The organism is Streptomyces sp. BRA346, from assembly GCF_052851135.1.
Genome location: NZ_JAIWIH010000040.1, coordinates 49,683 through 60,327, shown reverse-complemented (window position 1 = coordinate 60,327; position 10,645 = coordinate 49,683). Strand labels below are relative to the sequence as shown.

The following is a 10,645-nucleotide window of genomic DNA, read 5'->3' as shown; positions in this document are numbered from 1 at the left end:
GGCGATGCAGCGGTCCTGGTTGTCGTACGCGTAGTCGTACCGGCGGTCGTTGGTGTCGACCCACGCTATGACGCGGCGTTCTTCGTCGTATTCGAAGCGTAGAGGGAGGCCGGAGGAGCCCGTCACGCCGGTGAGGTTGCCGTCCGTGTAGGCGTAGCGGATCAGCTCCTGGTCGCCACCGTCCTCCGCCGCGCCCGCCAGGTGGAGGGCGGTGATCCGGCCCTCGGCGGTGCTGAGCTTCAGCTCGTACCCGGCGCTGTGCGCGAGCGCGGTCGGGGTGCCCTCACCGTCGTACTCGAAGGTGATCCAGTGGCCGGAGCGGTCGGATATCTGCTCCAGCAGCGCGACCCCGTCACCGCCTAGGTCCACGTCCCGTGGACCGTTGAAATGGCGGACCCAGCCGGTGGCGGGGTCGGTGAGGGCGTAGTCGCCGTGGGAGTCCCGTTCCAGGGGCCAGCGGGGGCCCGCGGAGGGGAGGGTCGGGACACCGGGGACAGGATGCGGGTACTCCAGGAGTAGGCCGTCCTCGCTGACGAAGACGACGCCCTCGGCGTCGATCTCCAGCCGCTGGTCAGCCGTGCTCGACCAGGACGGGCCGAACCAACGACCGACCCGGTAGCCGGATTCCACCTGGCGACGGAACAGCAGCGGCAGCGCGCCCGGCAGGGAGACGTCCGTCTGCGGGAGGTACATCTTCCCCGTCGCCAGGTCGACCGGGTCGGTTCCGTCGCTGCATTTGTTCTCGTCCTCGGTGGTGTTCTCGCCGCGTTTGCGCCCCTTTATCGCCTCGCGGGCCTTGTTCAGGAGACCACCGGACTTACCCAGCCTGGTCCCCTTGCGGACGGCACCGAGACCCTTCGTGCCGAGCAGCTCGGGGAGGGCCCGGCCAAAACCTTCCGAGGGGTCCTTGGAGAACTCGGTGTACATGTTCTTCAGGGCCCCGCCCGGGTCGCTGGCCACCGTGTGGAGCTGGGCCGCCGTGCTGTTCAGACCCGTGAGGTACTCGGCCGGGTGGGTCAGGTTGTACGGGTCCATCGGGTTCAGGCTGCGCGCGAAGGAGTTCAGCCCCGCGACGCCCTTGATGACTCCGCCCGTCAAGTGCATCGCGTCCGCGCCCAGCCCGTCCAGGCCGGACCCGAGCTGGTCGCCGTACGACGGCTTCGGCGGGGCCGCGTCCTTGGCCTGCTGGACCGCCTTGCGGGCCGCGATGACGGCCTCGTCCCGCTGGCGCCGCGCCTCGTCCAGCTTTTCCTGCGCCGCCTTCGCCTTCGCGGTGCCGGGGTCGTGGAATTCGCCCGGCTTGGTGGGCTTCTTGCCCGGGTCCTTGCCGTCGTCCACCTTCGCGTTGTACGCCTTGGCGGCAGTGTTGTACGCGTCCACCTTGTCGTTGTGCGCGGAACGGGCGTTCTCCGAGGCGGTCTTGGCCGCCTTGTACGCGTCGATCGCGTCCTGCGCCTGGCCCTGCGCCCACTCCACCGTCCCGGCGAAGTCCTCCAGCGCCCCCGCGGCCTTCTTGCACGCGTCCGCGGCCTTGAACCACTCCTTGGGCTTGACCGACACCTCCTCCCGGAAGGCGTCGGCGGCCTCGCCCTTCCAGTGGGAGGAATCCAGCGCCTTCAGACCGTTGCCGACCTTCTCGAACGCCGACTGGAAGTCCTTCAAGTGCTTCACCGTGGAGCGGATCCGGCTCACGCTGCCGTAGATCAGCTTCTTGGGGTCCTCGGTCTCCCCGAGCTGCATCTCGGCGACGTCCGCGCCCAGGTAGTTGGCGGCGGAGCGGGACTTGTCACGGACCCAGTCCGCCCCGTCCTCGAGACCGACCTTGTCCAGCCCGTCCGCGGTCTTGTTACCGAGCCATTCGGTGCCGTCGCCGAGGAGCTCCCCGCCCTTCTCGACGGCGTCGTCGACGAAATCGGGCGTCAGGTCACCGAGACCCATCAGCGCTCGCCCCTCTTGGTGCTCTCTTCGGCGGCCTGGTCGACGAAGTGCTGAAGGCCGGTCGCCTTATGGGACGTCTCCTCGCGGGCGGCGTCCCAGGCCTTCTCGGAGTCGGCCGCGCTCTTCTCGAAGGACTCCTTGCTGTAGTCCGGCGTCCAGGTGTCCACCGAGATCAGCTCGTCCATGTCCTTCCCCGCGACCGTCTTCTCGTCCAGGTGCGGATTGCCCAGCACCGAGTTCGCGGCCACCTTGAACGTCCCCTGGGCGTACTGCTCCTGCTCCCACTGCGAGCCGGCCGCAAGTCCCACCTTCTCCGCGAGCTTGCTGGCGTCCTCGATCAGGCCGCGCACACCCCAGTCCCACAGCTCGCAGAAGTCCTCGAAGTCCTTGGCCAGACCGTTGTGTCCGGCCTCCATGGACGTCATGGACAGCTCGTCGAACCCCGCCCCCGTCTCGGCGTCCGACGCCGAGGCGATGTCCCTCAGCTCACCGATCGCCGCCCGCAGGCCCTTCACGATCTCGGCCTGCGAATCCTTGTCGAAAGCCAGATCTACGTTGCCGCCCTTGGCGCCGCCGCTCACCGCTCGCCCTCCCCGTTCGATACGGCCCCCATCCAACCAGCACCGTACGACACCCGGTCACCGGGAGCGACGAAGGGTAGGCGGTGTGTTCGAATGCGTGGAGGATCCGTTGAGGGTTTCAGTCCGCTACGAGGACCGCTTCCAGGGTGCGGGGGCCGTGGACGCCCTCCACGCGGTCCAGTTCGATGTCGCTCGTCGCCGACGGGCCCGAGATCCAGGTCAACGGGCGAGCCGGGTCCAGGCGTTCGAGGGCCTGCGGGACCGAGTCCACCACCTGGGCCGGGACGCGGATCACGCAGATGTGGTGGTCGGGGACGAGCGAGATGCGGCGGCGGCCCTGGTCGGCGTCGGCGTCCAGGACGATGGTGCCGGTCTCGGCGATGGCCACCGCGCAGGCGGTGACCACGCTGGACACGTCGTCCAGGTCGTGGGGCGTCTGGTCGGGCGAGTCCGTCAGCCGTACGACGTCCGTCGCGGACAGCCACTCGGCGGGCAGGCCGGACGGGGCGACCACGCTCGTCGCGCCGCGCGCGGTGAGCAGGCTCGCGATCAGGGCGGGCAGGGCGGAGGCCGTGGTGCGGTGCACGATCGCGCGGTAGTCGGCGAGGTTTTCGGCGAGCAGGTCCACGGTCTCGGCGGCGGTGCGGTCGCCGTGTACGCGGTGGTATGTACGGTCGACCGCCACCTCGGACGGTGACTCGGCGCGCGGGATGTCGGCCAGCGCGCGGCGGATACGGGCCATTACCAGGGCTCGGGAACTCATGGGGTCTTCCTCGCGTCGTGGTCATGGGCCGATTGCGTGGTGCCCCGCGTCCGTTGCCACCAGTCGCGGAACGACTCCTCCGGTACCTTCGGCAGCTCCCGCGTGTCGCTCCACGCCCGGCCCGGCCCGGGCAGGCGGCGCGGGTGGAAGCGGCGGGTGCGGGCGGCCAGGCGCTGGCCGGTGCGCAGTACGCCGGGGTGGTCCAGGGCCCAGCGCGCGGCCCGCATGGCGGCCCGCTCCGCGGCGTGGCCCTTGGCGGGCTTGACCACCGCGCGGGTGCCGCGCACCGACGCCGGGCCGCCCTCGACCACCCGCTCGCGCAGGTGCACCAGGATCTCGGGGATGTCGATGGCCACCGGGCAGACCTCGTAGCACGCACCGCACAGGGACGACGCGTACGGCAGGGAGGCGTCCAACTCGCTCTGGGTGCCGCGCAGTTGCGGGGTGAGGATGGCGCCGATCGGGCCGGGGTACGCCGAGCCGTACGCATGGCCCCCGGCCCGCTCGTACACCGGGCACACGTTGAGGCACGCCGAACAGCGGATGCAGCGCAGCGCCTGGCGGCCCACGGTGTCAGCGAGGGTGTCGGTGCGGCCGTTGTCCAGCAGGACGAGGTGGAAGGCGCGTGGGCCGTCGCCGTCCGTGGTGCCGGTCCAGGTGGAGGTGTACGGGTTCATCCGCTCCGCGGTAGAGGAGCGGGGGAGGAGCTGGAGGAACACCTCCAGGTCCTGGAAGGTGGGGACCACCTTCTCGATGCCGACGACGGAGATCAGCGTCTCGGGGAGGGTCAGACACATCCGGCCGTTGCCCTCGGACTCGACGACGACCAGGGTGCCGGTCTCCGCGATCATGAAGTTGGCGCCGGAGATCCCCACTTTGGCGTTCAGGAACTTCTCGCGGAGGTGGAGACGGGCGGCTTCCGCCAGGTCGGCGGGCGCGTCGGTCAGGCCCTCCGGGGCCGGGCGGCCCCACCCGGCCATCCGCTCGGTGAAGATGTCGCGGATCTCGCCGCGGTTGCGGTGGATCGCCGGGACCAGGATGTGGGACGGGAGGTCGTCGCCGAGCTGCACGATCAGCTCGGCGAGATCGGTCTCGTACGCCGTGATCCCGGCGGAGGACAGGGCGCCGTTCAGTCCGATCTCCTGCGTCGCCATCGACTTGACCTTGACGACCTCGCGCTCGCCCGTGGCCTGCACCAGCTCGGTGACGATGCGATTCGCCTCGTCGGCGTCGGCTGCCCAGTGCACCTGGCCCCCGGCCGCCGTGACCGCGCTCTCCAGCTGCTCCAGGTAGTGGTCGAGATGGCGCAGCGTACGGTCCTTGATGGCCGCGCCCGCGGCGCGCAGCCGCTGCCAGTCGTCCAGCTCGGACACGGCCGTGGCGCGCTTCGCGCGGATGGTGTGCGTGGCGTGGCGCAGGTTGGCGCGCAGCTGGGTGTTGCGGGTGGAGGCGTCGGCCGCCGCCGGGAAGGCGGGCATCCCCAGATAGGTGGCTTGGTGGGTTCCGCTCACCAGACGTCTCCTTCCGTGCTGGCCAGGATCTCGGCGATGTGCACCGGGCGGACCGCCGAACCCTGGCGGGCGAGGGTGCCGCCGATGTGCATCTGGCAGGAATTGTCGACCGTACAGACCGCCTCGGCGCCGGTCGCCGTGATGTTGCGTGCCTTGTCCGCGCCCATCGCCGCCGACACGGCCGCGTTCTTGACCGCGAACGTGCCACCGAAACCGCAGCACTCCTCCGCGCCCGGCAACTCCACCAGGTCCAGTCCCTTGACGGCGGAGAGGAGGGTGCGCGGGCGGTCGCCCAGGTGGAGCATGCGCAGACCGTGGCAGGTGGGGTGGTACGTGACGGTGTGCGGGTAGTAGGCGCCGACATCCGTCACCTTGAGTACCTCGGTGAGGAACTCCGTCAGCTCGTACGTCTTCGGGACGACGGTGGCCGCCAGGTCCGCCAGCTCCTCGCCACGGCCCTCGGCGGCGGCCTTCGCGCCCATCCTCGGATAGTTGTCGCGCACCATCGCGGCACACGATCCGGAGGGCGTGACGATGTAGTCGTAGCCGCGGAACGCGGTGGCATAGCGGCGCAGGAGGGGCTCCGTGTCGTGGCGGTAGCCCGTGTTGAACTGCGGCTGGCCGCAGCAGCTCTGCTCGGGCGGGAAGCCCACCTCCACGCCGAGCCGTTCCAGCAGGGTGACCACGGCCTGGCCGGTGCGCGGATACAGCGTGTCGTTGACGCAGGTGATGAAGAGCGCTACCCGCACCGTTCCTCCTCGTGGTCCTGTGCCGCCGCCTCGGTCCCGGTGACCCGTGTGTCTTCCAGGCGGGACGCTGCCCTGTCCCACGCCGAATGATCACCTGTGGGCTCATACTGCCTCAGCGGCTGGGTGCTGTGAAGCAGTGCGCGGAGTTCTGGCAGCCCGCCGCTGATCGTTCCGGCCGTGCGCGCCTGGATCAGGACGTTTCCGAGCGCCGCCGCCTCGGCCGGGCCCGCGACCACCGGGAGGCCGCAGGCGTCGGCCGTGAGCTGGCACAGCAGCGCGTTGTGCGCGCCACCGCCGACGATGTGCACGGTGTCGACCGTCCCCGTACGGCCCGACAGGCGAACGGCGTCCGCGAGTGCGCGGCGGTGCGCCAGGGCGAGGGAGTCCAGGACGCAGCGGGTCGTCTCGGCGGGCGTACGGGGAACGGGCTGGCCGGTGCGGCGGCAGGCGGCCGCGATGCGGTCGGGCATGTCGCCGGGGGCGATGAACGCGGGGTCGCCCGCGTCCACGATGGAGCGCAGGGGGGTGGCGTGGGCGGCTGCTTCGAGGAGGGTGGGGAGGTGATGGTCTTCTCCGGTGTTCTCCCAGGTGCGCAGGCACTCCTGGAGCAGCCACAGGCCCATGATGTTGCGCAGATAGCGCACCGTGCCGTCCACGCCCAGCTCATTGGTGAAGTTCGCCAGCCGGCTCGCCTCGGTGAGGACCGGCGCGTCCAGCTCCAGCCCGGCCAGCGACCAGGTGCCGGTGGCGATGTACGCGAAGCGGGGGCTCGTGGCGGGGACTCCGACGACGGCGGAGGCGGTGTCGTGCGAGCCGACCGCCGTGAGGGGGGTGTGGCGCGGGAGGCCGGTCGCGGCGAGGACGTCCGGGAGGAGGGTTCCGGCGGGGGTGCCGGGGTCCCGGAGGGGTGGGAAGAGGGCGAGGTCGATGCCGAGGGTGTCCGCGATGTGGGGGGACCAGGTGCGGGTGCGGGGGTCGATGAGCTGGGTCGTCGACGCGTTCGTCAGCTCCGTGCCCGCCTCGCCCGTCAGCCAGTACGCGATGAGATCGGGAATGAGGAGCAGGCGGTGGGCGGCGGCCAGGGCGGGGGTGCCGCGGGCGGCGACGAGCTGGTAGATCGTGTTGAAGGGGAGGTGCTGGAGGCCCGTCGCCGCGTAGAGGGCGGGGGGTGGGATGGCCGCCGAGACGGTGTCCGCCGCGTCGGCGGTGCGGGTGTCTCGGTAGTGGACGGGGTTGCCGAGGAGCGCGCCGGTGGCGTCGAGGAGGCCGTAGTCGACGGCCCAGCTGTCGATGCCGATGCTGGTCAGGGGGGTGTCGGTTGTGTGCGACGCCGCTGCCTTCAGGCCGGTCAGGACGCCCTGGTAGAGGGACAGGATGTTCCAGTGCAGGGTGCCGTTGAGGCGCACCGGTTCATTGGGGAAGCGGTGCACCTCGTGGAGCGTCAGCGTGTCCGGGGCGACCCGGCCGACCATGACGCGGCCGCTGGACGCGCCGAGGTCCACGGCGGCGAAGCGGTGTTCTTTGGACACGGTGACCTCGTGGTGGGGGTGGGCGGTTTTGTGGTTGCGGTGTTTGGTTCGGGGCGGGGCCGGGCCTCCGGGGCGGGGCCCTGGACCGTCTCTTTACGGCGCCGGTGCTCGGAGACGTCGGGTGGGCCGGAAGTCCACGGCGCCACACATCCACGTGGTGTCCAGGACCCCACCCCTGCTACCCCGTCCCCCTCACGGGCGCGTCAGCGCAGGAACGCCGCCGCGACCCCCGCGTCGACCGGGATGTGCAGGCCCGTGGTGTGGGACAGATCGCCGCCGGTGAGCGCGAAGACCGCGTTCGCCACGTGGGACGGGAGCACCTCGCGCTTGAGCAGGGTGCGCTGGGCGTAGAACTCGCCCAGCTTCTCCTCGGGCACCCCGTACACGGCGGCGCGCTGCGCGCCCCAGCCGCCCGCGAAGATGCCGCTGCCCTGGACGACGCCATCGGGGTTCACCCCGTTGACGCGGATGCCGTGTCCGCCCAACTCGGCTGCGAGAAGGCGTACTTGGTGTGCCTGGTCGGCCTTGGTGGCGGAGTAGGCGATGTTGTTGGGGCCCGCGAAGACCGCGTTCTTGGACGCGATGTAGACGATGTCGCCGCCCATGTTCTGGGCGATGAACACGCGGGCCGCCTCGCGGGAGGCGAGGAAGGAGCCGCGCGCCATGATGTCGTGCTGGAGGTCCCAGTCCTGGGTCGTGGTGTCCAGGAGCGGTTTGGAGATGCTGATCCCGGCGTTGTTGACGAGGAGGTCTACGCCGCCGAAGGCCAGGACGGCTTCGGTGAAGGCTTCCTTGATCTGGTCTTCCGACGTGACGTCTGCTGCTACGGGGATTGCCTTGTCCGGGCCGCCCAGTTCCGTGGCGACCGCGGCCGCTGAGTCCGCGTCGAGGTCTGCCACCACGACACAGGCGCCCTCGGCCACCAGGCGGTGGGCGATCGCCTTGCCGATGCCCGAGCCCGCGCCGGTCACCAGGGCGATGCGGGTCGCCAGGGGCTTCGGCTTGGGCATGCGCTGGAGCTTGGCTTCTTCGAGCGCCCAGTACTCGATGCGGAACTTCTCCGACTCCTCGATGGGGGCGTACGTGGAAACCGCCTCGGCGCCCCGCATCACGTTGATCGCGTTGACGTAGAACTCGCCCGCCACCCGGGCCGTCTGCTTGTCCTTGCCGTAGCTGAACATCCCCACGCCCGGGATCAGCACGATCGCCGGGTCGGCGCCGCGCATCGCGGGGGAGTCGGGGGTGGCGTGGCGGTCGTAGTAGGCCGCGTAGTCGGTGCGGTAGGCGGCGTGGAGTTCCTTGAGGCGGTCGATGCTTTCGTCGAGGGGGGCGTCCGGGGGGAGGTCCAGCACGAGGGGGCGGACCTTCGTACGGAGGAAGTGGTCCGGGCACGAGGTGCCCAGCGCCGCCAGGCGGGGGTGTTCGGCGCGGGAGACGAAGTCCAGCACGGTGTCGCTGTCCGTGAAGTGGCCCACCTGCGGGCGGTCCGTGGAGGCCAGGCCACGGATCACGGGCGCGAGCGCGGCTGCGCGGGCGCGGCGTTCGGCCGGGGGGAGGGTGGTGTGGACGACGGGGCCGAAGGGGTCCGTCTTGCCGCGTTCGGCGAGGAACTCCTCGGCGGTGCGGATGATGCGGAGCGAGTTCGCCTCGCATTCGGCGGAGGTGTCGCCCCAGGCGGTGATGCCGTGGCCGCCGAGGATGCAGCCGATGGCCTGGGGGTTGGCCTTCTTGACGGCGGCGATGTCCAGGCCCAGCTGGAAGCCGGGGCGGCGCCAGGGCACCCAGACCACCTGGTTGCCGAAGCACTCCTTGGTGAGCGCCTCGCCGTCGGCGGCGCAGGCGAGGGCGATGCCGGAGTCGGGGTGGAGGTGGTCCACATGGGCGGCGTCGACCAGGCCGTGCATGGCGGTGTCGATGGACGGCGCCGCGCCGCCCTTGCCGTGGAGGCAGTAGTCGAACGCGGCGACCATCTCGTCCTCGCGTTCCACCCCCGGGTAGACGCCGGTGAGGGCGTGGAGGCGGTCCAGGCGGAGGGCGGCCAGGCCGGAATGGGTGAGGGTGCCCAGGTCGCCGCCCGAGCCCTTGACCCACATCAGCTCGACGTCCTGGCCGGTGACGGGGTCGGTGTCGGTGCCCTTGGCGGAGGTGTTGCCGCCCGCGTAGTTGGTGTTGCGCGGATCGGCACCGAGGCGGTGGCTCCGCTCCAGCAGCGTGGCCGCTTCGGGGTGGAGTTCTGCGGTCATGTCGTCCTCTGTGTGGGCTGTCTCAGTGGGTTTCTGCGACCGGAGTCCGTTCGCCCGGCACTTCTGCGTACGAGGGCGCCCGGGCTCCGGGGCGGAGCCCCCGGGGGCCCGGGGGCTTGCCCCCGGTCCGGAGAGGGGCGGGGTGGGGATACGGCACGCCGCAGGCGTTACGCACCCCAGCCCGCCTGTTCGCCGCCCACGCGCTCCGCGACGATCCGGTCCGCCCAGCCGGACGCCCGGTACGCGGCCATCGGGTCGGGGTCGATGCCCAGTTCCTCGCGGACCTCGGCGAGGAGGGGGCGTACGTCGGTGTTGTACGCGTCCATCAGGGCCGCGTTGGCGCCGAGGACGTCGCCCGACCGCTGGGTGGCGGCGAGGGCGTCGCGGTCGACCAGGAGGGCCTTGGTGGTGGCCTCCTGGACGTTCATCACCGAGCGGATGATCGCCGGGATCTTGGGCTCGATGTTGTGGCACTGGTCGAGCATGAAGGCGATGTCCGGGGTGAGGCCGCCGCCGCGGATGACCTCGTACATGATGCGGAAGAGCTGGAACGGGTCGGCGGCGCCGACCATGAGGTCGTCGTCGGCGTAGAAGCGGGAGTTGAAGTCGAAGGCGCCGAGCTTCTTCTCGCGGAGGAGCAGCGCGACGATGAACTCGATGTTGGTGCCCGGGGCGTGGTGGCCGGTGTCGACGCAGACCTGGGCCTTGGGGCCGAGCTTCAGGCAGTGGGCGTAGGCGGTGCCCCAGTCCGGGACGTCGGTGGTGTAGAAGGCGGGCTCGAAGAACTTGTACTCCAGCAGCATGCGCTGGTCGTCCCCGAGCCGGTCGTAGACGGTGCTCAGGGCCTCGGCGAGGCGGTCCTGGCGGGCGGCGATGTCGTCCTGGCCGGGGTAGTTGGTGCCGTCGGAGAACCAGAGCTTGAGGTCGCGGGAGCCGGTGGCGTCCATGATGTCGACGCATTCCAGGAGGTGGCCCACGGCCTTGCGGCGGACCGCCGGGTCGGGGTGGGTGACCGAGCCCAGCTTGTAGTCGTCGTCCTGGAAGACGTTGGAGTTGATCGCTCCCAGCTTCAGCCCGCGCTCCTGGGCGTACTTGGCGAGCGCCGCGTAGTCGTCGACCTTGTCCCAGGGGATGTGCAGGGCGACGGTGGGGGCGACGCCGGTGAAGGCGTGCACCTGGGCGGCGTCGTCCAGCTTCTCCTGGGGGGTGCGGGGGACACCGGGCTGGGCGAAGACCTTGAAGCGGGTTCCGGAGTTGCCGTACGCCCATGACGGCGTCTCGATCGCCTGGCTCTTGAGGGCTGCTTTCACGGCCGGAACGTCAGACATGGG

The 10,645-nt window shown here is 70.8% G+C and carries 8 protein-coding genes; all 8 read right to left on the bottom strand.

From position 1 onward, the window contains the following. The coding region (locus tag LCH29_RS36245; protein ID WP_446465926.1) for a putative T7SS-secreted protein at positions 1 to 1,938 on the bottom strand (1,938 nt) is incomplete at its 3' end. Continuing rightward, positions 1,938 to 2,519 (bottom strand): hypothetical protein, encoded by a 582-nt coding sequence (locus LCH29_RS36240; RefSeq protein ID WP_446465925.1) that lies wholly within the window; start codon positions 2,517 to 2,519, stop codon positions 1,938 to 1,940. The genes LCH29_RS36245 and LCH29_RS36240, both read right to left, overlap by 1 nt. A 118-nt stretch (positions 2,520 to 2,637) precedes the next feature. Further along, positions 2,638 to 3,282 (bottom strand): LutC/YkgG family protein, encoded by a 645-nt coding sequence (locus tag LCH29_RS36235; protein WP_446465924.1) that lies wholly within the window; start codon positions 3,280 to 3,282, stop codon positions 2,638 to 2,640. After that, complete coding sequence (locus tag LCH29_RS36230; RefSeq protein WP_446465932.1) at positions 3,279 to 4,760, bottom strand: lactate utilization protein B; 1,482 nt, start codon at positions 4,758 to 4,760, stop codon at positions 3,279 to 3,281. Before LCH29_RS36230 ends, LCH29_RS36235 begins: the two co-directional genes overlap by 4 nt. Positions 4,761 to 4,789: 29 nt before the next feature. After that, complete coding sequence (locus tag LCH29_RS36225) at positions 4,790 to 5,542, bottom strand: (Fe-S)-binding protein (RefSeq protein ID WP_446465923.1); 753 nt, start codon at positions 5,540 to 5,542, stop codon at positions 4,790 to 4,792. Beyond that, a complete protein-coding gene (locus LCH29_RS36220) occupies positions 5,533 to 7,014 on the bottom strand; it encodes a rhamnulokinase (protein ID WP_446465931.1) in 1,482 nt (493 codons plus the stop codon). The genes LCH29_RS36225 and LCH29_RS36220 overlap by 10 nt, the downstream gene beginning before the upstream one ends. Positions 7,015 to 7,274: 260 nt before the next feature. After that, the gene (locus LCH29_RS36215; protein WP_446465930.1) at positions 7,275 to 9,464 is read right to left on the bottom strand and encodes a bifunctional aldolase/short-chain dehydrogenase; all 2,190 of its coding nucleotides are present in this window, start codon (positions 9,462 to 9,464) and stop codon (positions 7,275 to 7,277) included. Between the two features lie 17 nt (positions 9,465 to 9,481). Further along, on the bottom strand, positions 9,482 to 10,642 hold the full coding sequence (gene rhaI / locus LCH29_RS36210) for an L-rhamnose isomerase (protein WP_446465922.1): 1,161 nt from the start codon (positions 10,640 to 10,642) through the stop codon (positions 9,482 to 9,484). Between the last annotated feature and the right edge of the window lie 3 nt (positions 10,643 to 10,645).